This is a genomic window from Nonomuraea sp. NPDC050556 (assembly GCF_044457355.1).
Classification (GTDB): domain Bacteria; phylum Actinomycetota; class Actinomycetes; order Streptosporangiales; family Streptosporangiaceae; genus Nonomuraea.
Map to the genome: position 1 here is coordinate 909,191 of NZ_JBITGU010000005.1, position 26,896 is coordinate 936,086.

The following is a 26,896-nucleotide window of genomic DNA, read 5'->3' on the forward strand; positions in this document are numbered from 1 at the left end:
GAAACAATCATCGGGGAGCCCGAAGTTTCTCAAAGGAGCCCGTTCCTGGATATGGGGAAACCCTGTGTCCGAAGCTCGACTGCTCACTCCGTGTGAGATGAGGGGTGCGGCGCCCGCCGGGTGTGGTGGTCCAGTAGGCGGGTGAGCAACCGCACGAGCTGGTCGCGTTCTGCGGGGGTCAGCGGGGCGAGCAGCTCGTCGTGGAGGTCGTCGAGGACCTGGTCGAGGCGGCGCAGGTTCCGGCGGCCCTGGGCGGTGATCGTGATGACGTTGCGGCGGCGGTCGTCGGGATCCGGCGTCCGTTCGACGAGGTCGCGCTCGGCGAGTTCGTTGAGGACGCCGACCATGTCGCTGCGGTAGATGCCGGTGCGTCGGCTCAGTGTCGCCTGGCTGCCCGGGCCGTGCTCCTGCAACGAGGCCAGCACGGCGTAGTGCCACTTGCGGGCGTCGACCTGGGCCAGTCCCTCGTTCACCAGCCGATCCGATTGGGCGGTCATGCCCGACAGCAGGCGGCTGGCTCGTCGGCGCAGCCTGTCTGGCGTGTTCGTCTCGCTGTCGTGCGGCATGTCGGCGGCTTCGGCTCTGCTGCTCATGACGCTGATCCTACCCTGTTGCGTTAGTCCGACTAACGATGTAAGTTCGTTCACACCAGAAACGTTAGTGCAACGAACGAAAGAGGCCACCGTGTCCACGGATACTTTGATCGCCGACCGGGTCGAGATCGCCGACCTGTTCGCCCGCTTCGCACGCCTGCTTGACGACAAGCGATGGGAGGACGCCGACACCGTCTTCGCCGACGACGTGACAGTGCACTCGCCGCGCGGAGGCCAGCTCCACGGCATCGACAAGATCGTCGACTTCATGCGACGGAGTGAGGTCGAGGGGCAGCAAGCCCAGCACCTGACCACCGACCTGCTGGTGGAGGTCAACGACGATCAGGCGACCGCCTCGGCGTACTCTCTCGTGTTCTACTACCGCGACGGCCAAGCACCCCACTTCACGGGTGGCCTGCGCATGGCCGGCAGCCTGGTGCGGACGCCGGCGGGCTGGCGATTCCGCGAGCAGCGCATCACGCCCGCCTGGACCCGCGAGAACTGATTCCTGTCGCTCTCTTAATGGATTGGACTTAGTCATGGCGCCCACCCAGGCCTTCGGCCCCGCACTCATCGGCCAGACCGAGAAGACCCTCAACGCGATCCTGGAGCGCCAGCTCGACGGGACCGGCATCACCGAACCCCAATGGGTGACGCTCACGCTGACGGTGGCGAGCGGCGAGACCATCAACCGCGCCGAACTCATCCACAAGGTCAGCGAGGCCACCAAGTTCAGCGAGGCATCCGTGGCCGAGCGCATCGCCGAGTTGACCGCCGCGGGCCTCCTGCGCGACGGCGGCGACGGCGGCGACGGCAGCGTGCAGGTCAGCGAGGCCGGCCAGGAGCAGTGGACGCAGGTCCGCACCGCTCTCGGCCCGATCATCCAGGAACTGTGGGGCGACCTGCCCGCCGAGGACCTCGCCACCGCGGGCCGTGTCCTCAGCACCGTCCTGGACAGGGCCAACGCCGTTCTGGCCAGCGCCTGAAACCCCTCTCAGACAAGGAAACGTCCATCATGCCCAGCATCGACGTCCTCGACTCGACACTTCACTACGAAGACCACGGCAGCGGACCCGCCGTCGTCTTCCTGCACGGCAACCCCTCCTCCTCCCACATGTGGCGCAAGATCCTCCCGCTGGTCGGAGCGGGACGGCTGATCGCCCCCGACCTCATCGGCATGGGCCGCTCGGGCAAGCCGGCTGGCGACTACCGGTTCGCCGACCACGCCCGCTATCTGGACGCGTTCCTCGACGCGCTCGATCTGGACGACATCGTGCTCGTCGGCCACGACTGGGGCGGCGCGCTCGCCTTCGACTGGGCGGCCCGGCACCCCGAACGGGTGCGTGGTCTCGCCTTCTTCGAGACGATCGTGCGACCGATCGCCTCAAGCGAGCTCTCCGAACAAGCCCGCGCCCATACCGCGAGGTTCCGCACCGCCGAGGGCGAGGCGTTGGTGCTCGATTCCCACTTCTTCGTCGAAGCCGCCTACACCGGGGGAGTGCTGCACCCGCTCGGCGACGAGGAACTCGACGTCTACCGGGCACCGTACCCCAGTCGCGAGAGCCGGCGCCCGGTGCTGAACTGGACCCGTTCGCTGCCGATCGACGGCGACCCCGCCGACGTGACCACCCGGATCGGCGCCTACGGCACCTGGCTGGCCGACAGCCGGGACGTTCCCAAACTCCTGCTCACCTTCGACTCCTCGCCCACCCTGCTCATCACGCCGGAAGTCGCCGCCTGGTGCAAGGACAACATCGCGGGCCTGCAGATCGAACACTGCGGCCCCGCCGGCCACCACGCGGCCGAAGACCAGCCAGAAACGATCGCCAGGGCGATCGCCACCTGGCTCGACCAGCAGAACCTCCGATAACCCGCCTCACCACGCGCCACCGACGCCCGCTGGCCAGCCAGATCTCCGCCTCCAGCGCGTACAGGTCAGGTTGCGAGGCACCGCCGCTGACTTCAACCCCTTGGCCGGGTGGCCGCGGCTCCTTATGGTTTGAGCCATGATCTTTGGACGCTGGTACGGCGTCGCCGTACTCGCGCTGATCGTTACCGCGGTGATCCTGGCCTGGCACGAGCTGCCCGGGACCTCTCCTGGCCAGTTCGACCCGGTCAGCGCGGTGGTCGCGGTTGCCAGCTTCGCTGTGAGCGTCGCGGCGCTCGGCCTGGGAGTGTACGCGCAACAGCAGGCGGATACGGATGTCGCTGTCCTTCTGGCGCGGCTCTCGATCGCAGTCGGTGTCGTGGAGGGGGAGGCCAGACGGCACCTGATCGACGGGCAGGGTGCCGCGATCAACGTGGAGTTCCGGCTTCAGGAAGCACCGAAGAGCCGCGGCAGCCGCCGCGGCTCCTTCCATGAGGTGACCACCTATTTCCATGGCCTGAGCCCTCGCCGGCTGGTGATCACCGGGGCGCCCGGGTCGGGAAAGACGATGCTCGCGGTGGAGCTGATCCTCGGTCTGCTCGATGGACGCGGCCCAGCCGATCCGGTGCCGGTACGGTTGCCCGCTGCGCAACTGGACACCGCCAAACCGGTGGAGAGCGCGCTCCAGGACTGGCTCGTGCAGCACCTCACCCGGGTCTACCGGCTGTCCAAGCGCTCCGCTCGGAGCCTGGTCGAGGCTCGACTGGTGCTTCCCGTGGTCGATGGCCTCGACGAGGCGGACGCGGCAGACGAACCTGGATACACATCGCGCGCCGCTCACATCGTGCGAGCGTGCAACAGCTACCTTGCCGGACACAAGACCGGCGCTGTCATCCTGACCTGCCGATCCGTTCAGTACCGGGCACTGGCCAAGTCCCGAGAGTGGGCGCGGCACGCCACCTGGGTGGAAATCCATCCCGTGGGGCTTCCTCAAGCACGTGAGTTCATCACGCGGAGCGCGGCCGAGACCGAACGCTGGCAGCCGGTGCTGGCGGCCATGCGCCGCGACGGGAACCGGCCGCTGGCCCGAGCGCTCACCACGCCCTGGCGGTTGTCTCTGGCAGTCCTCGCCTATGACCAGCAAGACCCCTCGACCGGCGACTACGTTCGAGACCCGGACGAACTCACCGACCCGACGATGGACACCGAAGACAAGATCCGAGACCATCTGCTCGGTCTCCTCATCCCCTCGGTCTGCCGAGGGGGGCGCCACGATCCGGAACGGGTACGTCGCTGGCTTGGCACCCTGGCCGTCCACGCCCAGAAAACCAACTCTGACCTTGTGGTGGATGAGCTCTGGCCGATCGCCGGCGGTGGTGTCCAGCGGATACTGTCGATGCTGGCCATGCTGCTGTTGTGCATGATGATCGCGATCCTCGGCCAAGTATGGTTCCCACAGGCGTTACCCACCGGGTCGGGGTTCTCGACGCTCATCGCAGGTGCGATTGCCCTCGTCCTGGTACCGGCCAGTAGGAGGAGCACCTCCTTCTTGCAACTGAAGACGCCGCTCACTGGGCGACCATGGGTTTCTTTGGTCGTGCTTCTGATCAGCAGTGCGGTGATCTTCAGCATTTCGCTCGGGATTCTGCTGAACGCCGGCGGAGAGCACCGCGAACCCTTTACGAGAGGGTTGCCGCTCGGGCTGACGGTCGCGCTGATCTATACGTTGCTGATCGTGTCGCTGACGAGGAAGCGCGATCATGCGGGCCCGTTCGACGCCATCCGATCCAGCCTCCTCCTCGGGCTTCCGGGAAGCGTGGTGGCCGCGCCCGCACTCGGGTTCGCCGCAGGGTGGTCGATGGGCTGGACCCTCACCTTCCCCATCTCCGTCCTCGGCCCCTTCCCCAGCGCGGTGGTCTTCTGCAGTATCTACGGCGTCGTCAGCGCGCTCGCCGTCGACATCGCCTACAAGGGGACTGGCGGGGATCGGGCCGTCCGCTACCTGGGACTGCTCCTGTCTACGCGGCGCTGGACAGGGACGCCACTGCCCTGGAGGCTCGTCGGCTTTCTGCGCTGGTGCTACGGGGCAGGGCTGATACGGGTCGCGGGGACAGGTCTGCAGTTTCGGCACCGGGAGATCCAGGACTACCTCGCCGACCCTGCCCGCCATCGCTCAGCCGTCCCAAGGTAATCGAGGATGTACGGCTGCCCGTTCGCGTGACCGCCGCGCGACAACCAATACGCTGGCCGCCGGCCAGGCCTCGGAGACCGCCAGCCGCACCTCACGGAGGGTGCGTAGCCACCCCGGATGGCGTCTCGCTGCCGCGGAAGAAGCTTGCAGTATGGGCGACATCACAGATCGCGGTGAAGGCGGAGCCCCCTCTTCATGTCCCAAACAGCCGCTCTGGGGCTACCAGTCATGGTCCTTGACGCGCTGCCGGAGGCCGAGCAATGCCAGGCGACCTTCATGAAGACGATGGAACCGCTGCAGAGCGGGGCGGTTTCCCAACTTCTTGTCGTCTCGACCTTCTGGCTCGGCTCATCTCAGGCAGAGGGTCGTTTTCGACGAGGGAGAGGAGGACCGGGTGATCCCGTTGGGGTGGTGGTTGATAGCGAGGATGGCCTGGCGGAGGCCGTCCGAGGTGGACGTCACCTCGAGCCCCGTGAAGTGACGACATTTAGGCGAGACGTCCCGATCACAGCATCGGGGGCAAGGTGGTCAACCTGTGACGTCTCTGTCGTTGGCGCCGACGACGCGAGGTCGCTCAGCACACTCAGGTGATCGATGCCTGACCCGGGACTTCGGTGGCAGCAGGCGTGCTGGCCGCAAACTCACCAGTACCGCACCGCCCTGGACGCCGTTGCCAACCATGGCATCATCGCGGGCCGGATGAACGACGAGCAGTCCCGACGCTCCGAAATCCAAGGAAGGCTCGACCGCCTACCCGTGGTCGACCGCAGTCCCTTCGATCGCGCTGCACTGGCCACCGCGCTGCACGGCCTGGGCGACACGGTCAAGATCCTCAGAAAGGCTGACTCCGCAAGAAAGGCGAAGATTTATGCCGACATGGGCCTTGAGCTGACCTTCGACCCGCAAACAACGAAGTCCTGGTCGCTGCTGTGAGCAACCAGGACTCTCATTGGGTATCGGTGTGTGTCCGAGGGGCGACACACTCGATACGTACATGCCCTTCGCGGCTTCCGCGACACTCGTTCTCCCTGGTCGGGAGGGGTGAGGCGGCGTGGAGCCCACCACTCAGGCGGTGCGGCGGATCCAGCGTACGACCATCGTGGGTGTCGGCCTTCTGGCGGGGATCGCTGCTGTTGTTTCCTTCCGCCACATGCACGAGCTCTGCCTGCGCCACGGTGAAGACCACCTCGCCGCTGTTCTCATCCCGCTCGCTGTCGACGGGACCATCGTGGTCGCGTCGATGTCGATCCTTCTCGCCAACCGGTACGGCTCACGCGGCGGCGCCTTGGCTTGGACTCTGCTGATTGTCGGCAGCCTGGCCAGCTTGGGTGCGAACGTCGCGGTCGCCGAGCCCAGTGTGATCGGCCGAATCATCGCCGCCTGGCCCTCAGCAGCTCTGATTGGCAGCTACGAACTGCTCATGGCACAGGTTCGTCGAGTCTCCACCGAACCGGTACCAGAGAAACCTCAGACGGAGAGCGCGGCTCCGGATGCCGAGCCCGTGGAAGACCTAGAGCAACCCGGCGGTCCGCCTCGTCAGCGTGGTCACGCTGTCGTGGATCTCCACAGGTCGGCCTGGCAATGGGCTCAGTCAAACCGTCTACCTGACGGAGCTCTTCCGCCGGGGAAGACGATAGCTTCACAGTTCGAGCGCAGCGCCAGATGGGGTCGTTGGATCAAGAAAGCAGGTCTGGCTGGTGAGCTTGGGTCGTGAGCACGTTGTTTGTGAAGATCGCGGGACCATCCCCGCACGCGCGGGGAGCACGCGTCCAGCCCGAACGGCGCCAGCCGTTAGATGGAACCATCCCCGCACGAGGATGTTCCCGTCCAGGCCTCCCGCTGGCCAGCTACAGGAGATCACCAGAGAGGGATGGATTTTGGCCAAGAGGACGGGACCACCCGGTAGCCGGTGATGGGACAACGGTCACCGCAGTGCGGTGGCGCTCTCTGGGCAGCGCACCGGGGTCAGCCCGAACGGGAGGATGCGACCGGCAGCCGGCGCCGGCCCCTGGACATCAGCAAGCAGCGGCGGCTACCGAAGTACCTCATCAACCAGTAGCGGCCGGGCCGAGGTCCGTTGACCGGTGGGGACCCAGAAGCAGCAGGCTCACGTCTCGCTCGCCAGCGGCATGGCTTTCGGTGGCACGGCCAGGCTGAGGCCAGCGACGGAGCAGTGAGTGCGGTCCTCGCCGACCACGGCAGTGGCCAGGCTGTCGAGCATCGACAGAAAGAGGCGCGCCCGGTCGAGATTGAACAGGTCCTTGCGGTAGCGCAGCCGGACCATCGTGTCGGCAGCGCTGTGGAACACCTCTATCGCCAGCCGCCTGCCGTGCAGGCGCTCGCCTCCGTGGAACAGGGCAGGGGCCGAGTCGAGCGCGGCCAGCGGACCGCGCTCGGTCTCGGCGATCACGATGTTGAGGAAGTTGTCGGTCATGCCCTCGGTCAGGCCGCCCCGCAGGATCGCCGACATCTCGGCGATGGGCGTATGGCAGGACCGCTGCGCCCGCAACAGGCAGACATGAGAAGAGTTGAGCACTTCGCCCCAGCGGTCCGCCGGTCGTAGGGATGTGTGCACCATCGTGGGCAGATACATCTTACCGGCCGCGATCCGAGCCCGGGCAAGCACCCGGTTCGAGCAGATGACGTTCGGGGCGTAACGGTCGGCACCGAACGCGCAGAACTGGGCGATCCGGACGAGCGAGAGGTAAACCGCTCCCGCGGGGGCGCGGTACTTGTCGGCGGCGGCCAGCACGTTGCGCGCCAGGTCGGCTGAGACTAGATGGAGGCTCACTGTCGGGATCGAGCCGTCCCTGTCCTGGTTCCCGAAGGCGGCCAGGTGCCTGCCCCCGACCTCGATCGAGGATTGGATGGCTCGCACTACCTCGCGCAGGCGGCCCAGGCTGGCCTCGGCGGGGAAGGCTGGCGCCCGCTCTATCCGGGCCACCTGCAGCGGCTGCAAGGGTGGGGTGCCTTGAGACGACACCACATGGGACGCCCACCGCGAGCGTACCGCCCGGGTGTCGCCCTCGGCTGCGTACGTCTCTACCTCGGCCCGGATCACTTGCGCGCCCCAGTAGTCGGTCACCACGTGGTCGGCAACGAGGACCACCCGCGAGCGGTCCGGGTCGGAGCTGACGACGCGGACCCTGATGGGGACCTCGCCGGTGAGGTTGAACGGTCTGCTGGCAGCATCGGGATCGTCGCGGACGTCTGCTACCTGCAGCATCAGTGACCGCAGGTCCAGCGCGGGCGCCAGGACCAGTTGGGAGCCGCTAAGCATGATCCCTCCGGCGAACGCGTACCGGGTGCGCAGCGTCTCGTGCCTATTAATGCACCGGACGAGCCCTTCAAGTAGCAGCTCGGTCCTTCCCGGACCGGCATTGAGGTCGACGAGGACGTTGTCTAGGCCCCGCTCGGCCGCCGCCAGGTCTACCCCGCGCAGCCACTCCTGCTGCGGATAGTTCAGCGGGCCGTTGTCCACTACGCGGGCATCAACATGCATCGTCGGTTCGCTCCCGTGAAGTCTCGCCAGTGGGTCCGCGGTCACGCGGGCCGGTAGTAGTCGACCGCGACCACCGACCAGGCCTTAGGGCTTGACGCGATCAGCATTAGTTGGTCGCCGTGGGCCAGTGAGCCGTCCGCGTCCAGATCAGCCAGGCTGATCAGGATGTCGGCGGAAAAGCAATGGCCGAGCTCGCCGACGCGCGGGGCATAGTGGGCCTCTGGCTCAAGGCCTGCCGCCATCGCCAGCAGCGACCGCGGTGTTACACCGTAGTTGCCGGTCAGCAGGTGGCGGCTTTCCGTCGCCGACGACTCGGAATTCCGGAACGCACGCGGAACGAGCTGGCCCACCGCCGTGATGAGCGACCGCGCCGACGCCAATCCCTGCCCGTGATGCCTGGTCGCTGCCCGCACCAGCGAGGCCATCCCGGTGACCCGGAAACCGCGCTCGGGCGGCTCGGCGGTGACCCGGCATGAGGCGGCGCTGTCGCTGAGCACCGTCAGGCCGCTGGCGACGAATCGGGTGCCGGTGATGACGCGGTCGGTCGTCACTAGCAGGATATCCATGTGCTCGCCGCCCATCAGCAGGCCCCGGGCCACAGCCAGTCCGGGGCCGAGGTTCCCGCAGCCGCTGCCCCCGCTGACCACTGCGGTTCGGTCGGGGATCCCCGTCTGGCACAGGAAGTCCCACATGTCGTCGGTCAGCGTCATCGACGGCGGGCTGTCGGTGCAGTACACGACGCCCGCGCTCCCAGACAGCCCGGCCACGGTTTGGGGCAGGCAGCTGGCGGCGGCCAACTGCGCCGGCGTAGACTCCGACACGCGGTAGGACTCCACGCCTTCCTGGCGCAGGATGTCGAGGCTGTCGCGCGCCTCGCGGTCTCCCACGACAGAGGCAACCGGGGTCGGCTCGCCGAGAGTGTAGCCGATGTCGGACAGATACAGCGCCGCCCCGCTCATCCGGAGACCGCCCGCAGCGACCGACGGTGGACCGGGTCGCCCATGGACACCACGATGCGCCGGTCGCCGCGGTACGGCGCCCGCGCGTGCGCCGTGATCATGTTGTCGATCACCAGGACGTCGCCGCGGCGCCACTCGACCGCCGCGGCCTCGGCGGCATAGGCCTGCCTGATGAGGTCGACCGTCTCCGCGTCCAGCGTGGTGCCGTCGCCAAGGCTCGTGTCACTGGATCGCATGTCCGCCCCGACGTCCAGTAGCGCCTCGCGTAGAGACTCTGGCTCCAAGCCGTGCACATTGAAGATCAGCGCATGGTTGAACCAGCACAGTTCGCCAGCGGCGGGATGTCGCACTACCGCATCGGCGTACTGGGTGGTGTGCAGGCCAGCTGGCGACCAGCGCCACTGGATCCCGCGCGCGTTGCACGCACGCTCGACCTCGTCGGGGTTCTCGGTGCCGAACGCGACCGACCAGGCCACACCCAGGTTTGTGATGTTGCGCTGATACCGGATGCCGAGCCGGACGAACTCTGGCAGCCGCTCCTCGGGCAGGCGCCGCAGCACCCGCCGGGTGTCGGAGAGCAATGTGGTCCCGCCCGAGCCGGGCGGGACCAGGCATCCGAACACCAGCCGCGCTGGCCAGGTGTCGGAGTAGGAGTACTCGCTGTGGAACTGGATGCCGTAGCGCGCGGGGTAGTCCGTCGAGGTGAAAGAGATGTCCGTCAGCCGCGTCCGCGACGATGACTCCTCCAGGAACGTCCCTGGTTCGCGGATGAGCGCCGCAGTGGCCTCGTCGAACTGTGCAAGGTCCGCGAGCTCGAAACCGCGGAACAGCACAGCTCCGTGCCGGTGCAGCAAGTCGTCGACAGGGCCGCGCTGCCAGCCACCGCGGGATTGTGCCCCGTGCAGGCGCGTCGATCGCGAACGGGAAGTCGAGGCGGTCGGAGCTCATTTAATCATCTCGCGGTTCCATTCAGCTCGAGCGGCAGATGCTTCAGCCCGCGGTGGGAGGTGGTGTCGACCCAGGCCAAAGTGCCCCCCTGCCCCACCTGGTCGGGCAGGGCACGGACCACGGCGGCGAACGCGGCCGACGCTTCACTGCGGGCGAGCCGCGCCCCGAGACAGAAATGAGCCCCTGCGCCGAACGACAGATGGCCGGTGCCGGCGGGCCGGCGGATGTCGAACACATCTGGCTGCTCGAACTGGCCGGGGTCGCGATTGCTGGACCCGAGCAGCAGTGCCACGTGCTGGCCAGCCTGCACCGGCTGCGCACCCGCCATCGTGTCAGCGAGCGCCGACCGGGACACCACCTGCATAGGGCTGTCGTAGCGCAGCATCTCGTCGACTGCGCCCGCGGCCAGCCCCGGCTCTCGCCGCAGCAGGTCCAGTTGGTCGGGATGGCGCAACAGCGCCAGCATCCCGTTGCCAAGCACGTTCACGGTCGTCTCGTGCCCGGCCGCGAACAGCAGGATGACATTGGCAACCCACTCCGGCAGTGTCATCGCGTCGGCGTCGGTGCGCAGCAGCTCACTGACCAGGTCCTCGCCAGGCAGAGCCCGTCGGCGCTCCACCATTTCGGAGAAGTACCCGAGCAGCTCAACCGCAGCCTCGTTAGCCTCCCGCACCGTCTGCGCTGCGGTACCGCTGAGCCCGAAGGTGAGTAGCACCTTGTCCATCAGGCCGCGGCAGTGCACGCCGTCCTCGTAGGGCATAGCCAGCAGGTGGCAGATGGTTCGCACCGGCACGTGCACTGCCACGTCCGACATGAAGTCGCCGCCGCCGCGGGCGGTCAGCTCGGCCGCGTGATCGTAGGCCACCTGCCCGGCGTAGGCGGCAGCGTGCTGGACCCGCTCTGCCGTGAGCGCGCGGGCGAACAGCCGCCGCGCGGCCTGGTGCTCCTCACCGTCCCGCAGCATCAGCCAGGTGCGCTGGAGCACGAGCAGCGGGCACTCGAGATCCTCGTAGATCGCCTCGGCAAGCTCCGGGTACAGGTCCCACGCGTAGGGGTCTGAGGTGAAATGCCGGCTGCGTAGCACGGCAGCCACGTCACTGTACCTGCTGAGGATCCATACCCCGAGCCGGTCCTGCTGCGGGCCCTGCTCTCGTAGTCGGGCATAGATTAGGTACGGGTCGGTCCGCAGCTCGGGGTCGTCGGGGTCATAGCGGACGGGTACGGCCGGGACGGCTTCGAATCGTGCCGTCACTGGATCCACTTGCCGATGTCCGGAGTAAAGATCCAGATGTTGATGTTGATAGCCACGGACTCGGCGCGGGCGCTATGCCACCAGAAAGCCGGAATGTAAAGCATCTCTCCCACCTCTAGCGTCACCTCCATGCCGGTGGCCTTGCTGTACTCCGGATGCACGGATAGGTCGGGGTCGGCCCACTCGACCTGGCTGACCCACGTGTCATCGGAGATGCGCATCGTGTACAGGTACTGGTGCTCCTCAGGAGGGAACAGCACGAAGGTCTTGCGGCCGTACACCTGGGCGTTGAAGCCGTGGTTGCTGTCGTTGTGGATAGTGGACCGTTGGCCGCGGCCGCCGATCCACAGCCGCAGTTCCTCGCCCACTCGGTCGCGGAGCACGTCGGGGAAGGCGAAGTGGTCGCGGATAGGGGCGAACCAGCACGTGGTGTCCGGCGAGGCGATCGGGATGTTGCCGAAGTACGGCTGACGGCTGCCTTCCAGTAGCTCCTTGTCGAGAGCGTCGATGTAATCCGAGACGGACATGACCCGCTTGGTGTGGTTGACGAACGCGTATTCGATCTCGTCGTCGGTCTCGCGCAGCGGGTGTTCCATGCCAACCAGCAGGTCGCGGAAATAGCTGGGCGTCCACATTCCCATGGCGGCCCACTCATCCATTCCGCCGGTGACGACGACGGGGATGTTGCGGGCGTAGAACTCGGGCCAGAATCGCTCAAGCAAGCGCGCATCCATGCGTTCGACAGTCCCACGAGGTGCAAGCTGGCGGCTGTCCACTCGATCGCTATTGGCTGTCAATGTCTTCCCCGTTTCGATGGCTGTATGGATTCCTCGCGCCGCCTCATTTGCAGACTACGATTACATGGCCGATCCCGATTTGGGAAGAGCTTTCCCAGCGGCCTCGGGCTCCAGGCTCTCGAAGGCCCTACAGTCCGGCACGCCGCAAACGTCTCATCCGGCTCTCCGACGACCCCTCATGCCGTCGAGCTCGTCCTCGCCTGGAGTTAATCCAGGCCCACGCCCCCGCCCTCGCGCCCCCCTAAGTCCTGCGACTCCCGACCTGATCAGCAAGAATATGGCGATCAGCCGCCCGCCGGCGGAGACCAGAGGTACCTCTTGCAGACTGGTCCGTGCCCTCATCATGCGCGCGGGGCTTGTCAAGGCAGCATCTGGGTGATAGACCAGAAATCGATTTCCCAATCATCGTCGGAAGATAGCGATCTTGGATACCTGTGTCATCCGTATCCGGTTCTTGCGTGAATGAACACGTTAAGCACCAGGAAGTTGCGGGCAATTCGGGGACGCGACATGGCCGCCGTAGTGGGTATTTCCACTGCGTGCTGACAATGTCTCGCCACAGGCGCACTGAGCTCCTCCTAGTTATTCCCAGAGAGTTGTGCACGTAATTCACGACAGGGAGGTCATCGTCGGCGTGCAATCATCGGACGACACATCGGAATGCTCCTCCGGACTTCTTCTCGCCGCTTCCCAGGAATGGCTATTCGAACAGCAGCCGGAAGAACCAGATATGTTCAACCAGGCCGTTGCCTTGGCCATTCGCATACCGGTTTCGCGCAACATCGTCGAGCGCGCCGTCAGAACAGTCACCGAAGCGCACGAAGCCTTCTCGCTGCGCTTCCGGCAGGACCCGCAGGGCGTGTGGCGTCAGCACCGCGCCGCCAGTGTCGACGTCCCGGTCGAGTTCGTGCCGCTGGGAGACATGTTCACCGGCGACGTTGCCAGGGCCGCCGCCGAGTGCGCGGAGCGCCTCCACGGCGGCCTCGACATCTCCGCTGGCCCGCTGGCGCGGGTCGCCGTCCTCGACCAGGGCGTACGCGCGGACCCGCTCATGATCTTCGTTGCCCACCACCTGATCGTCGACAGTGTGTCGTGGCGTGTCCTGGCAGAAGACCTCGGTCACGCCATCGATGCATGGGCTCAGGGCCGCTCGCCGCAACTTCTCCCGGCCACCGGGTTCACCGACTGGATTGCCGCCCAGCACGCCGCCGCAGCTGACTGGGCCGAGGAGGTCAAGTTCTGGTGCGACCAGTCGCCGGCCGCCGTCGGCGGCCCGCTGCCGGGATCTGTCCCGGTCCGTCACCTCACCGTCCTGGACGCGGCGCAAACCACCGCCGTATCCGGCGAATCCGAGCAGGGCCGTCGCGGGCCGGATCACGTCATCCTGTCGGCTCTGGCTAGAGCACTGCAGCCCGGCGGAGGCCCCGGCCTGCTCGTCGACATTGAGACCCACGGCAGGGGAGAGGCCGTACCCGGCGCCGACGCCTCGCGCACGATCGGGTGGCTCACCGCGACGTGGCCGCTGTACGTGCCGTCCGACCCACAGCCGGTCGGTGCTGCAGCGGCCGGCATCGCCGACAGGATGCGGGAGGTGCCGCGCGCCGGACAGGGCTTCGGCATCCTGCGAGTACATCCGCTCGGTGCGCGCTTACGGGCCCTGCCGCCGGCCCGTGTGCTCTTCACCTACCTCGGCCGCTACTCTGCTTCCGGCCAGTCGGCCGTGGAGATCGTTCCTGCCGAACTCGGCGACGGCCGCTGTGAGCTGCGCACTCGTCGCCACGCGCTCACGGTCAACGCCTGGATCGAAGACGGCAACCTCTCTGTGCAGTGGATCGGGCAGGCCGACGAGGACTTGGGCGAGGCTGCCGAGCGCTTCGCCAGCCTGCTGCGCGCGGCTGCAGCGGAACTGGCCGCGTCCGGCCAGCCCACAGCCGCAGCCGCAGCTGCCAGGGCCGTCACAGAGACGGAGGAGAGTGTCAGGGCCGCATGGGCGCAGGTGCTGCCGCGACCCGAGTCGAGCATTGGCGTTACCGACGACTTCTTCGCCCTGGGCGGCGACTCCATCCACATGATCCAGATCGCTTCGCGGCTGCGCCGCACGCTCGGTGTGCGCGTCCCGCTGAAGGTCATCTTCGACTACACGACCATCCGCGACCTCGCTGCGGCGATCGACCAGGTCCGCGCTGGCACCTTCACCTTCTAGGAGCAGCCATGTTCGACGACGACGACGCGCTCTACCTCGTGGTGCGCAATGACGAAGAGCAATACTCGCTGTGGCCGGCCGAGGGCCGGCCGGTGCCCGACGGGTGGCAGGCCGCTGGCGAGGCGGCGTCCCGTGCCGACTGCCTAGCTTACATCGAGGCGAACTGGACTGACCTGCGGCCCAAGTCCGCCCGTCCAGTCTGACACGGGGAAGAACGGGATCGGGGAGCAATGACTGGCTGGGTTTCGGTGGTTGATCGGTTGTTGGGGGTGGCGGAGTCGTGCGGTGGTGCGGCGGCAGTGGTGTGCGGGGATGGGGTGGTGTCGTTCGGTGAGTTTGGTGCGCTGGTGGGGAGGGTGGCGGGGGAGCTGGCGGGTCTGGGCGTGGGCCGTGGCGATCGGGTGGGGATTGTGGGTGTGCGGGGTGTCGGGATGGTGGTGGGGGTGTGGGGGGTGTGGCGTGCTGGTGCGGCTTTCGTGCCTTTGGATCCGGAGCTGCCGGCGGCTCGACTGGCGGTGATGGTGGCGGATGCGGGTGTGTCGGTGGTGGTGGGGCCGGCTGGAGGCGATGGGGTGGTGGAGGGGCTGGGGTGCCGGGTGGTGCGGCTGGGTGTGGATGGTTCAGTAGCCGAGTCGGCAGGTGCTGCTGCTGCGGGGGCAGGCGGGTTGCCGGTAGGCGCTTCGGATGCGGCGTATGTGTTGTTTACCTCGGGTTCGACAGGCCGGCCCAAGGGTGTGGTGGTCGACCACGGAGGCGTTGCAGGGCTGGTGGACGGGCTGGCGGGAGTGGTGCCGCAGTTGGGCGGGCTGCGAGTGTCGGTGAACGCGTCGCTGGCGTTCGATGCGTGCGTGCAGCAGCTCGTGCAGCTGGTGTGGGGTAGCTGCCTGGTGATGGTGGAGGAGGAGGTGCGGCGGGATCCGGAGCTGATGGTGCGGTTCCTGCGGCAGGCGCGGGTGGATGTCCTGGACTGCACGCCGACGCAGTTGCGGGGGCTGGTGCGGGCGGGGGTGCTGTCGGAGGGGCCATCGGTGGTGCTGGTGGGTGGGGAGGCGCTGGACCAGCGATTGTGGGATGAGCTGCGGGCGGCTTCAGACGTGCGAGCGGTGAATGTGTACGGGCTGACGGAGTGCTCGGTGGATAGTACAGCGGCGGTGGTCGGGTGGTCGGGGCCGGTGCCGTGTGTGGGGCGGCCGCTGGTGAAGGTGCGGGCGTTCGTGGTGGATGCAGCGGGGGCGCTGGTGGGGCCGGGTGTGGTTGGGGAGTTGTGGCTGGGTGGGGCGGGGGTTGCACAGGGATATGCCGGGGATCCGGTACTGACGGCATCGCGGTTCGTGCCGGACGGGTTCGCCGGGGCGTTGCCGGGGTCACGGCTGATGCGCACGGGTGATCTGGTGCAGTGGCAGCCTGACGGGTCGCTGGTGTTCGTGTGCCGTGCTGACGGGCAGGTGAAGGTGCGCGGCTACCGGGTGGAGCTGGCCGAGATCGAGCATGCACTGTTAGGGCATACGGCGGTGGAACAAGCCGCGGTTGTCGCGCGGGCCGACGCCTCAGGCAACACCCGCCTCACCGCCTACATCACGGCGATGCTCGACGACAGCCGCGACACCGACGAGAACGTTCACAGCGGCCGCTCCTCCCAGTGGCAGGCCATCTTCGAAGCATCCAACCCCGACAGCCAGCGCAACGACCCGCGCTTCGATACCCGCGGCTGGAATAGCAGCTATACCGGTCTGCGCTACGACGACCAGACCATGCGGGCTTGGCTCGACGCCACTGTGACGCAGCTGCTAGCGCAGGCGCCACGTAAGGTGCTGGAGATCGGCTGCGGCACCGGACTGATCCTCTTCCGGTTGGCGCCCCACAGCGAAAGCTATACCGGCCTAGACTTCTCCGTTTCCGTGCTCGACCATATCCGCGCTGCCGTCGCGGCAGGCGCACCGGTCGGGCCTGGCCTCCGCCTAGTCCAAGGCTCAGCCGAAGATGTTGCCGAACTGTGTCAGGGCAGCTACGACCTGATCGTGATGAACTCCGTGGCGCAATATCTCTCCAGCCTCGACCACCTGCGTCAGACGATCGACCGGGCGCTGTCGCTGTTGGCGCCTAGCGGCGTCATGTACATCGGTGACGTGTGCAGCGCCCCGTTGGCGTACGCCCGCCACGCCTCGATCCGACTGTTCCGGGCGCGGTCGTCGCAGTCGGCAGCCGAACTACGCAAGGCTGTTGAGCAGGCAGTGCACGACGATCCCGAACTGGCCGTCGACCCAGTCTTCTTCACGATGCTGGCAGACCACGACCCCCGCGTCACCGCTGCATCGGTGCACCCCCGTCGTGGCACCGGCGACGACGAGATGACCCGGTATCGCTATGACGTGTGGCTGCGCACCTCAGGCACACTTGTCGACGCCGCCTGGCTCGACTGGGGCGCCGACATTGCCGACCTCCCCGCACTGCGCGAGCGGATCGGTGCCGCCCGCGGCGCCGTGCTCGGCATCCGCGCCGTGCCTAACAGCCGGGTCAGCGCCGACGTCGCACTGGCCGAACGCCTGACCGACGAACAATCCGAAGACGATGTCCAGATACTGCGGACAGCGCATGCCGCCAACCGGGCACCGCGATGCGACCCGGCGCTGATGGCGGAGTTAGCCGCCGACGCAGGGCTGCACGCACGGTCAAGCTGGGCGCGCGGAGCCGAAGACGGATCCTTCGACGTCGCCTTCGGTGCTGCACTGCCTGACCTCGACCAGCTGCGGTGGCCGACCGCACCCGACCCGGCTGCCCGCTCCATGTCCAACAACCCCATGCGTCGAACCCGCAACCGTCGCCTGCACCGCGACCTGCAAGTCTGGCTGGCCTCGCGGCTTCCAGAGCAGATGCGCCCGTCGGCGCTGGTCTTCCTGGACCGGATACCCCGCACAACAAGCGGCAAGATCGACCGTGCGGCTTTGCTGGACCTCGACGCCGCCAACAGACGCCCCGCCGCCGACGACGGACTCGCGCCCACCGATCGGAGCCTCTTCGACATCCTCGCCGAAGTCCTCGAGCACTCCGACTTCGGCCTCGACGACGCCTTCTTCGCCGTAGGCGGCGACTCTCTGCGGTCGCTGGAAGTGATCACCCTGATCCGCCATCGTCTATCTGTACAGGTGTCACTGGCCCAGTTCATGGCGTGCAAGTCCATCCGCGAACTGCGTGACCTGGTCGCTTCACCGCACGCTCAGGTGCCCGCGACGCTCATCCCTCGGCGCAGCCGCTGACCGACCAATTCCCACCGAACCGCAGCTGTGAGGAGCTTACGATGAACGACCAGCTGAACACGGCGTCCGAGACCGACCAGATCGCATCGGAGTGTGTGCTGTCCGCGACGCAGCAGCGGCTCTGGTTCCTACAGCAGTTCCACCCGGACAGTTCCGCCTACAACGTCCCCCTCGCCTGGCGCATCTGCGGCCCGCTGGACACAGACGCCCTGCGCCACGCGATCAACGACGTGGTGGCGCGCCATGAGGTCCTGCGGACCCGGTTCGCCTCACGCACAGACGGGCCGGTCCAGCTCATCGACCGGGGCCGTCCGGCGCGGCTGACCATCGCCGACGCGTCCCGCCTGGACGAGGCGCAGCTACGCGAGCGCGTCCTCGAGGAGACTGCCCGCCCGTTCGACCTTGAGCACGATGCCATGCGTGTGACCCTTCTGCACCGCGCTGACGACGAGCACATCCTGCTGCTGACGTTGCACCACATCGTGTGCGACGGGTGGTCGCTTTCCATCCTCAACCGGGAGCTGTCGGCCTGCTACACCGCACGCGTCGCGGGGGCGGCCTGGACGGGCGAGCAACCGCAGTTGCAGTACTCCGACGTAGCGGCATGGGAGCGCGAGCAATCCGGGGAAAACGCGCACGCCCACCTCGAGTTCTGGCGGGCCGCCCTACGCGGATACGAGGACCTGCGGCTGCCGACGGACTTCGCCCGCCCGGCGGTACAGAGCACGATGGGCAGCAGCATACCTCTGCACATCGGCGCCGAGCTGGCCTCGGCCCTGAAGCGGCTGGCCGCCGACCAGTCGGCCACCCTGTTCATGGTGCTGTCGGCGGCGTACTCCGCGCTGCTGTCCCGCGTGTCCGGCCAGGAGCGCATCGTCGTCGGATCGCCGGTGGCCAACCGCGACACCCCGCAGACTCACGAATGCATCGGCCCGTTCGCCAGCATGCTGACGGTGCCCGCCGACTGCACGGAAGACCCGACCTTCCGTGAGCTGATCGGCCGCATCCACGAAGCGACGGTCCAGGCGCTGTCGCACCAAGATGCGTCGTTCGAGCGAATCGTGGGCAGCCTCGGCGGGGCCCGCGACGCCAGCCGCCACCCGGTCTTTCAAGTGAGCCTGGCCTACCAGAACGTTCCCGACCAGCCGCTGGAGCTGCGCGGGCTGGCTGTCGAAGCGGTCGGCACCGCTAAAAGGGCGGCGATGTTCGACTTGAGCATGTTCCTGTACCCGTTGGGAGACGAGATCGCCGGGTCGATCGAGTACTCCACGGACCTGTTCACCGTTGCCACCATCCGCCGGCTTGCCGACTACTTCACTGGCCTGCTGGCCGCGGTCATCGCCGACCCGGAGGTCCGGCTGTCGCGGATCCCGCTGCCCGGTCCTGCTCCGATTACCGCCGCCGCGCCGATGGCGCAGCCGTGGGTTTCGGTGGTTGATCGGTTGTTGGGGGTGGCGGAGTCGTGCGGTGGTGCGGCGGCAGTGGTGTGCGGGGATGGGGTGGTGTCGTTCGGTGAGTTTGGTGCGCTGGTGGGGAGGGTGGCGGGGGAGCTGGCGGGTCTGGGCGTGGGCCGTGGCGATCGGGTGGGGATTGTGGGTGTGCGGGGTGTCGGGATGGTGGTGGGGGTGTGGGGGGTGTGGCGTGCTGGTGCGGCTTTCGTGCCTTTGGATCCGGAGCTGCCGGCGGCTCGACTGGCGGTGATGGTGGCGGATGCGGGTGTGTCGGTGGTGGTGGTGCCGGCTGGAGGCGATGGGGTGGTGGAGGGGCTGGGGTGCCGGGTGGTGCGGCTGGGTGTGGATGGTTCAGTAGCCGAGTCGGCAGGTGCTGCTGCTGCGGGGGCAGGCGGGTTGCCGGTAGGCGCTTCGGATGCGGCGTATGTGTTGTTTACCTCGGGTTCGACAGGCCGGCCCAAGGGTGTGGTGGTCGACCACGGAGGCGTTGCAGGGCTGGTGGACGGGCTGGCGGGAGTGGTGCCGCAGTTGGGCGGGCTGCGAGTGTCGGTGAACGCGTCGCTGGCGTTCGATGCGTGCGTGCAGCAGCTCGTGCAGCTGGTGTGGGGTAGCTGCCTGGTGATGGTGGAGGAGGAGGTGCGGCGGGATCCGGAGCTGATGGTGCGGTTCCTGCGGCAGGCGCGGGTGGATGTCCTGGACTGCACGCCGACGCAGTTGCGGGGGCTGGTGCGGGCGGGGGTGCTGTCGGAGGGGCCATCGGTGGTGCTGGTGGGTGGGGAGGCGCTGGACCAGCGATTGTGGGATGAGCTGCGGGCGGCTTCAGACGTGCGAGCGGTGAATGTGTACGGGCTGACGGAGTGCTCGGTGGATAGTACAGCGGCGGTGGTCGGGTGGTCGGGGCCGGTGCCGTGTGTGGGGCGGCCGCTGGTGAAGGTGCGGGCGTTCGTGGTGGATGCAGCGGGGGCGCTGGTGGGGCCGGGTGTGGTTGGGGAGTTGTGGCTGGGTGGGGCGGGGGTTGCACAGGGATATGCCGGGGATCCGGTACTGACGGCATCGCGGTTCGTGCCGGACGGGTTCGCCGGGGCGTTGCCGGGGTCACGGCTGATGCGCACGGGTGATCTGGTGCAGTGGCAGCCTGACGGGTCGCTGGTGTTCGTGTGCCGTGCTGACGGGCAGGTGAAGGTGCGCGGCTACCGGGTGGAGCTGGCCGAGATCGAGCATGCACTGTTAGGGCATACGGCGGTGGAACAAGCCGCGGTTGTCGCGCGGGCCGACGCCTCAGGCAACACCCGCCTCACCGCCTACATCTGCTCCACCAGCGGCACCCGTGAGCTGCGAGCCTGGTTGCGCCAGCGGTTGCCCATGCACGCCGTACCCCACAGGATCATGCGGCTGGATCGTATGCCGGCTACTCTCAGTGGTAAGATCGACTACTGGGCGCTGCCTTCCGCCGACGATGAGATAGAAGCCGAGGCGCAGTATGTCAGCCCCTCGACCGACACCGAGATCGAACTGGCCGTCATCTGGGCCCGCATACTGCGGCGCACCGAGGTCGGCGTACACGACAACTTCTTCGACATCGGCGGCGACTCGATCCTCAGCCTCCAGATCACCGCGCAGGCTCGTGACGCGGGTCTCGCATTGACCACCAGGCAAATCTTCGAATATCCGACCATCGCCCAGCTCGCGCGGCTGGTCCAGCCCGCCGTCACGGTCGCGGTTGGTCCCCGGCCGGTACAAGGACCGCTCACGCCGGCCCAGGAATGGTTCACCCGCCAGTGCTTCGGCCAGCCGAACCATTGGAACATGGTCCGTGCGCTCACTCTGCCCGACAGCACAAGCCTGGACACCGCACAGCAGGCACTGGCGCATCTTGTCGCCCGACACGAGGCGCTACGCACCCGCCTGCTTGACGGTGCCAACGGCCGCTACCAGTACGCTTCCCCAGTCGCGCAGGCCCCGGCCATCGCACTTCTCGACCTGTCGCCGGTCGACCCCGCCCATCGCGCCGAGCACCGTTCGCGGGCCATGGGCGCTCTCCAGTCCGGCCTAGACCTCAAGAATGGGCCGGTCGTGCGGGCGTTACTGGAGACTGACGGCCCCAGCCGCCGACTTGTGCTTGCCGCCCACCACGCCGCGGTCGACGCGGTCTCCTGGACGATCATCGCCGACGACCTGGCCGCCTTCCTCACAGCCAGCCCCGCCCCCGTCGGCCCGCCCCCGTCGCTGCTGGCGTGGTCGGCGGCGCTGGCAGAGTCGGCTGCCGAAGACGCCGAAGTCTCCGCCTGGTGGACTAGTCAGATCCCCGACGAGGCGCCGCAGTTGCCTGTCGACGAACCGGACGCGGAAGACCTTGAGGGCACCCAGCGCGTCTACGAGTTCAACCTCGACCAGGCCCGTACCAGCAGCCTGCACGCGGCCGCGACCCGTATGCGCGCCCGCAACGACGAGATCGTCCTGGCTGCGTTCGCCGCCGCGCTCAGCGCATGGTCCTCCCAGAACAGTCTTTTGCTCGATATCGAGGGCCACGGCCGCGACGACCTGATCGAGGGCCTCGACATGAGCCGCACCGTGGGCTGGTTCACCAGTCTCTACCCGGTGTGGCTCGATAGCCTCCCCAGTGACCCGCTGATGGTGTTGGCCAGCGTCAAGAAAATATTGCGCGCCGCACGGCGGCGCAGCGTCCTCTATGGTATGCAGCTGCGCCACAGCCCGGCCGCCGCCGACCTGCTGGCTAAGCCCCCAGCCCAGGTGGTGTTCAACTACCTCGGCGACGTCTCGCCCGCGGCCGGTGCCTCCGTCGCCGTGGAGCCCATACGCTACGACGGCACGAGACACGCCGCCAACCGCCGGCCGCATCTGCTCGTCGCTGACGTCCAGATCGAGCACGGCCAGCTGCGGCTCTACCTGTCCGCCGGCCCCCGGCACCTACCGCAGACCGTCGAGCGACTGGTGAGGCTCTTCGCCGAACAGCTAGACGCGCTGTGCGCAGGAACCGACCGCGCCCGCGAAGCCTGGATTCCTGAGGATTTCCCGCTGGCCGACCTAAACCCGAGGGAGCTGCGCCGCCTGTCAGACCGCTACCAGGACGTCACCGACATCTTCGCGCTCACGCCGACACAGGAAGGCCTGCTGTTCCACTCTCTGCTTGAACCAACCCGCGGCCTGTACGTCGAGCAGCGGGTGTGGACCTTCGACGGCCCGCTCGACCGGGCCGCGTTGGACAAGGCATGGCGGCAGATGATCGCCCGGCACTCGGTGTTCCGCACCTCCTACTGCTGGGAAGGAGTACGCAACCCGGTCCAGATCGTCAGCGCCGCCGGCAGCCTCGCCGTCGAGGGGCACAACCTGACCGCTGTGCCCCCCGCCGAGCGCGACGAGCAGGTGGCCGCACTGCTCGCGACCGACCAGCTCGAACCCTTCGACCTGCAGCGTGGCCAGACGATGAGGGTCAAGGTGCTTGCGCACAGCGCCGAGCGGTGGATGCTCGTGTGGACGACGCACCATCTGCTGCTCGACGGGTGGTCCAACGCCATCCTGGTCACCGAACTATTCGAAGGCTATGCCGCAGCGGTAGAAGGCCGGGCTCACACGACACTCGGCCGGCCCGCAATGCGCGAACTGGTCCAGTGGCAGCGCGGACTCACGCAGCCCGGTGCCCGGGAGTACTGGACCGAGCGGCTGGACGGATTTACCCAGGCGACCGCGCTAAGCCTGCGCGTTCCGACCGGGCAGAGCTCCGGCTTCGTCGAGCTGACCCTGCCCCTGCCTGCGGGCATGCCCGCCAAACTTGAGGCCATGGCCAAGCAGCACCAGCTCACGCTGAACTCAGTCGTCGAAGGCGCGTGGACACTGCTGCTGAGCCGCTACTCCGGCGAGCACGACATCGTGTTCGGCGCCGTCAGCGCAGGCCGATCCCCTCAGTTGCCCGGCATCGACGACCTGATCGGCCTATGTATCACCACCCTGCCGGTGCGTTCGCAGGTCGACCCGACCGCCCCAGTCGCGCAGTGGCTGGCGCGGCTGCAGTCCGACCAGGTCCGCCAGCGCGAGTTCGAGCAGACTCCGCTGGTCGATGTACAAGGCTACAGCAGCGTCCCCCGCGGCCAGTCGCTCTTCGACACTCTGCTCGTCTTCGAGAACTACCCGCTCGGATCCGGGCCCCGCCAGGCGCTGTCCCAGGCGGGGCTGTCCCTTGCAGACGAACTGATCATCAGCCCGGTCCCGTACACTGTGCGCTGTTGCTTCATCCCCGGCGACGACGCACGGGTCATCCTAGGCTTCCATCGCGACCGCGTCGACCTCGCCGACGCCGAGCATCTGGGCCGGCAACTCGTGACGCTGCTCGCCGACATCGCCGATCGGCCCGACACCAGAACCGGCGATCTGCTGTTGCGCCCGGCCGACAGCGAACCCGACCCGGCGGCTGACCTGTCGGCCGAAGACCAACCCCCCCTACCCGACCTGGTCGGGCGCTGGTACGAGCAGACCCCGCACGCGGTCGCCATCCGCCAGCACGACACGCAGACTACCTACGAACAGCTCGGGGCGGCATCCGGGGCAATCGCTGCAGCCCTGCGCGACGGCGGCTTGCGAGCTGGCGACGCGGTCGCCGTCACCGGAGCCAAGTGCTCGGGCCTGGTCGCGGCGATGCTCGGCGTGCTGCAGGCCGGCGGCGTACTGGTCCCGATCGATCCAGCCCACACCCAGGAGCACCAGCGCCGGCTGGTCGAGGCGGCCGGGTGCCGGGCAGCCGCGGCGGCCAGCACCGACCCGGCCTGGCTCGGACTGCCTATACTTTCCGTCGCAGCCGACGGCGCGGTGACCGCGCCCGTTGCACTGGGCAGGCCCAGCTGCGAACCCTACGGCCCGGACGTGGCCTACGTCATGTTCACCTCCGGTTCGACGGCCGCACCCAAGGGAGTAGTGGGCTCGCACCGCGGACTGAGTCACTTCCTGAAGTGGCAGTGCGACACCTTCGGTGTCGCACCCGGCGACACCAGCCTGCAGCTCACCCGGCTGGCGTTCGACGTTCTCCTGCGCGACGTCTTTCTCCCCCTGATCGCCGGAGCGACCCTGGCGCTGCCCGATGGCCACGACGCACTCGGCCCGGACGAGGTCATAGCGGCGCTGGTGCGCCACCGCGTCACGCTGCTGCACACGGTGCCCAGCCTCGCCGAGTTCTGGCTAAACCGGCGGCATAGTAGCGGCCCGGCGCCGACCACGTTGCGTCTAGTCTTTTTCGCAGGCGAGCCGCTGACAGGCGACCTGGTCAATCGGTGGCGGCAGATGGCAGGTACCGGGCTGGAGGTGGTCAACCTCTACGGCCCGACCGAGACCACCCTCGCTGTCTGCGCCTACCGCGTACCCGCCCATGTGCAGCCCAGCGTGCTCCCGCTCGGGTGGCCGATTCCGGGCACCCAGGTCTTCGTGGTCGACGAGCACCACCGGTCCCGCGCTGCCGGAGAGCCGGGCGAACTGGTAATCCGCAGCCCGTACCGGTCCCACGGCTACCTCGGCGACGCGGCCCTGGCTTTCACCCCAAACACGCTGGGGCATCAGGCCCCGGCCGACGACCTGCTCTACCGCACGGGCGACCTCGGCCGGCGCCGACCCGACGGGATGCTAGAGTTCCTCGGCCGCCGCGACGAGGAAGCCAAGATTCGCGGCTCGCGGGTCGACCTGCAAAGGGTCGCCGCGACGGCCGCCCAGCACCCGGGCGTCGTTGCGTGCACGGTCACGACCCTCCTGGACACCCGCGGGGAGCAGATGCTCGTCGGCTACGTGATCCTCGATGAGCGGCGCCCCACCGACCACACGAGCATCCGCGACTTCATGCGCCGCGAATTGCCGCTGACCAGCGTGCCGAGCGCCTTCGTCACTGTGGCCGAATTCCCGCGCCTGGCCAGCGGCAAGATCGATCGCAACGCGCTCCCCGCACCGGTGCTGCGTCGCGGCGACGGATCGGGCACATACGTGCCCCCAGTCACCATCGTCCAGCGCAAGCTGTGTGAACTCTGGACGGAGTCGATGCACCTCGACCAGGTCGGCATCACCGATGACTTCTTTGACCTCGGCGGCCACTCTCTAATCGCCACAGGCCTGGCTTCCCGCATTCGCGAGGAGTTGGAGGTAGCGATCCCGCTGCGGGTGCTCTTTGACGCGCCGACCGTACAAGAGCAGGCTGAATGGATCGAGGCAAACTCCAAGGAAGCGGCAATTCGCGAGCAGGGGACGATAAGTCGTACCGCCCTTGATGAGGTCGAGCAGGCCCTCCACAGACTTCAGGAGCTTCCAGCAGAATTGCGCGAGCAGATCTTGAGGAACTGGTGACCGGCTTGGACAGCGCCGGGCTCGATCCCGCAATCGCCGCGCTGCTGGAGGCTCTCACCCCCCAGCAGCGGGCGGTGTTGCAGGCCCGGCTGGCCACCGGACCCGACAACCGGCGCGTTCGGGCCTCGGCTTCCCAGCGCCGCCTCTGGTTCCTGTCCCAATGGGACACGAACTCCGCCAGCTATCACGTCGCGCAGTCGTGGCGGCTGTCCGGATACCTCGACCTCGGAGCACTGAAGGAGGCGTTCGACCACGTGGTGGCACGCCATCGGCCACTGCGGACCACGTTTGAGCTGACCGAGGAGAACCTCTACCAAATCGTGCACAACCCGGCGCCCGTACCATTCGACATCGCCGACACGAGCACCGAGCCCGACCCTCAGGCCTCGGCCGAGCAACTCTCTCGCGCCCATCGCCAGCGGCCCTTCGACCTGGACACCGCGCCACTGCTGCGGGTCCTGCTCGTTCGGCTCCGCCCGGACGACTATGTCCTGTCGCTGGTACTGCACCACCTGACCTGCGACGCATGGTCCATTGGCGTGCTTTACGAAGACGTCGCCACGGCGTACGCCCATCTGCGGGCAGGCAGGCAGCCGTCGCTGCCGCCCCTGCCAGTCCAGTACACCGACGTGGCGCTGTGGGAACACAGCCAGGAGGTAGGCGACGAACTGCTCGACTTCTGGAGGACCGCAGTCAGCGGGCTGGAGCCGGTCGAGTTGCCGACTGACCACCCCCGCCCGGACCTTGCCTCAGGCGCCGGGGCAAGCATCCCGCTGCACCTGGACACCGACCTGACCGTCCGTATCCGCCAGTTCGCCGTAGACGAAGGCGTCACCGTCTTCATGGTCCTTATGGCATCACTGCAGGTCCTGCTACTGCGCTACACCGGCCAGGAAGACTTCGCAGTCGGCATCCCGATTGCTGGCCGGACCGCGCGCGACACGGAACGGCTCGTGGGTCCGTTCTTCAACGTACTCCCCGTCCGCAGCGACGCCCGAGGCTCTCTCACCTTCCGCGAACTGGTGAGACGCGTACGACAGCGCGTGCTCGACGTATTTGCCCACCAGCAGGCCCCCTTCGACCGGCTCGTCGACCTCGCTGACGCCGACCGCCATCCCGGCCGCCACCCCCTGTTCCAGGTGACCTTGGCGGTACAGAACGTCCCAAACGACGTTCTGACACTGGACGGCATGCAGGCCCGCTTCCTGCCGCTCCCCAGCGACACCTCCAAACTGGACCTCGCATTCGTACTGGCCGAAGACGCGGACGGGATCACCGGCCAGCTGGAGTGGGCGACCGAGCTATTCGAGTCGGATACCGCCGCCGCATTGCGCACCCGCTGGCTCGACATCATCGATGCCGCGCTCGCCGAACCGCAATGCCCCATGCGTGAGCTGCCCATGAGCGGCGGAATGCAGCCGATCGGCAGCCCCGGCACTGGAGGCACCTTGTGCTTGCATGAGTTGTTCGAGGAATGGGTGGGTCGGGTTCCTGGTGCGGTGGCGGTGGTTGGTGCTGGCGGGGTGCTGACGTACGGGGAGCTGGA

17 protein-coding genes are annotated in these 26,896 nt (G+C 67.6%); 11 read left to right on the plus strand and 6 right to left on the minus strand.

The genetic code is table 11. The annotated features are described in order from the left end of the window. Window positions 1-83: 83 nt before the first annotated feature. Window positions 84-593 (minus strand): MarR family winged helix-turn-helix transcriptional regulator, encoded by a 510-nt coding sequence (locus ACIBG8_RS46605; RefSeq protein ID WP_397349717.1) that lies wholly within the window; start codon window positions 591-593, stop codon window positions 84-86. Between the two features lie 91 nt (window positions 594-684). Here ACIBG8_RS46605 and ACIBG8_RS46610 point away from each other — a divergent pair, with 91 nt between their 5' ends. The 6 genes from ACIBG8_RS46610 to ACIBG8_RS46635 all read left to right on the plus strand — a co-directional run bounded on the left by ACIBG8_RS46610 (window position 685) and on the right by ACIBG8_RS46635 (window position 6,365). Beyond that, entirely contained in the window at window positions 685-1,098 is a 414-nt protein-coding gene (locus ACIBG8_RS46610; RefSeq protein ID WP_397349718.1) for a nuclear transport factor 2 family protein, read from the plus strand. Window positions 1,099-1,132: 34 nt separating this feature from the next. After that, entirely contained in the window at window positions 1,133-1,579 is a 447-nt protein-coding gene (locus ACIBG8_RS46615; protein ID WP_397349719.1) for a MarR family winged helix-turn-helix transcriptional regulator, read from the plus strand. Continuing rightward, entirely contained in the window at window positions 1,486-2,463 is a 978-nt protein-coding gene (locus ACIBG8_RS46620) for a haloalkane dehalogenase (RefSeq protein WP_397349720.1), read from the plus strand. The genes ACIBG8_RS46615 and ACIBG8_RS46620 overlap by 94 nt, the downstream gene beginning before the upstream one ends. Before the next feature lie 136 nt (window positions 2,464-2,599). Further along, window positions 2,600-4,651 carry an NACHT domain-containing protein gene (locus ACIBG8_RS46625; RefSeq protein WP_397349721.1) on the plus strand — a complete coding sequence of 684 codons (2,052 nt, stop codon included), beginning with the start codon at window positions 2,600-2,602 and terminating at the stop codon, window positions 4,649-4,651. Window positions 4,652-5,245: 594 nt separating this feature from the next. Continuing rightward, complete coding sequence (locus tag ACIBG8_RS46630) at window positions 5,246-5,584, plus strand: hypothetical protein (RefSeq protein WP_397349722.1); 339 nt, start codon at window positions 5,246-5,248, stop codon at window positions 5,582-5,584. A gap of 118 nt (window positions 5,585-5,702) precedes the next feature. Next, window positions 5,703-6,365, plus strand: a complete 663-nt coding sequence (locus tag ACIBG8_RS46635) for a DUF2637 domain-containing protein (protein WP_397349723.1) — start codon at window positions 5,703-5,705, stop codon at window positions 6,363-6,365. A gap of 393 nt (window positions 6,366-6,758) precedes the next feature. On the opposite strand, the gene ACIBG8_RS46640 is transcribed toward ACIBG8_RS46635, so the two are convergent. Genes ACIBG8_RS46640 through ACIBG8_RS46660 form a run of 5 tightly spaced genes read right to left on the minus strand, consistent with a single transcriptional unit; the run spans window position 6,759 to window position 12,046 of the window. Further along, window positions 6,759-8,153: a hypothetical protein gene (locus ACIBG8_RS46640; protein ID WP_397349724.1), complete on the minus strand. Its 1,395-nt coding sequence runs from the start codon at window positions 8,151-8,153 to the stop codon at window positions 6,759-6,761. Between the two features lie 41 nt (window positions 8,154-8,194). Then, window positions 8,195-9,112: a hypothetical protein gene (locus tag ACIBG8_RS46645; protein WP_397349725.1), complete on the minus strand. Its 918-nt coding sequence runs from the start codon at window positions 9,110-9,112 to the stop codon at window positions 8,195-8,197. Beyond that, a complete protein-coding gene (locus ACIBG8_RS46650; RefSeq protein ID WP_397349757.1) occupies window positions 9,109-10,017 on the minus strand; it encodes a TauD/TfdA family dioxygenase in 909 nt (302 codons plus the stop codon). Before ACIBG8_RS46650 ends, ACIBG8_RS46645 begins: the two co-directional genes overlap by 4 nt. A gap of 47 nt (window positions 10,018-10,064) precedes the next feature. Beyond that, a complete protein-coding gene (locus tag ACIBG8_RS46655; RefSeq protein ID WP_397349726.1) occupies window positions 10,065-11,312 on the minus strand; it encodes a cytochrome P450 in 1,248 nt (415 codons plus the stop codon). Then, the gene (locus ACIBG8_RS46660) at window positions 11,309-12,046 is read right to left on the minus strand and encodes a cupin-like domain-containing protein (protein WP_397349727.1); all 738 of its coding nucleotides are present in this window, start codon (window positions 12,044-12,046) and stop codon (window positions 11,309-11,311) included. The genes ACIBG8_RS46655 and ACIBG8_RS46660 overlap by 4 nt, the downstream gene beginning before the upstream one ends. 661 nt (window positions 12,047-12,707) lie before the next feature. Here ACIBG8_RS46660 and ACIBG8_RS46665 point away from each other — a divergent pair. The 5 genes from ACIBG8_RS46665 to ACIBG8_RS46685 all read left to right on the plus strand — a co-directional run. Then, window positions 12,708-14,312, plus strand: a complete 1,605-nt coding sequence (locus tag ACIBG8_RS46665) for a condensation domain-containing protein (protein ID WP_397349728.1) — start codon at window positions 12,708-12,710, stop codon at window positions 14,310-14,312. 8 nt (window positions 14,313-14,320) lie between these two features. Continuing rightward, window positions 14,321-14,515 carry an MbtH family protein gene (locus ACIBG8_RS46670; RefSeq protein ID WP_397349729.1) on the plus strand — a complete coding sequence of 65 codons (195 nt, stop codon included), beginning with the start codon at window positions 14,321-14,323 and terminating at the stop codon, window positions 14,513-14,515. A gap of 27 nt (window positions 14,516-14,542) precedes the next feature. Then, entirely contained in the window at window positions 14,543-17,566 is a 3,024-nt protein-coding gene (locus ACIBG8_RS46675; protein ID WP_397349730.1) for an amino acid adenylation domain-containing protein, read from the plus strand. A 41-nt stretch (window positions 17,567-17,607) separates the two neighbouring features. After that, window positions 17,608-25,350 (plus strand): amino acid adenylation domain-containing protein, encoded by a 7,743-nt coding sequence (locus ACIBG8_RS46680; protein ID WP_397349731.1) that lies wholly within the window; start codon window positions 17,608-17,610, stop codon window positions 25,348-25,350. After that, window positions 25,347-26,896: condensation domain-containing protein (locus tag ACIBG8_RS46685; protein ID WP_397349732.1), on the plus strand; the 1,550-nt coding region annotated here is incomplete at its 3' end. The genes ACIBG8_RS46680 and ACIBG8_RS46685, both read left to right, overlap by 4 nt.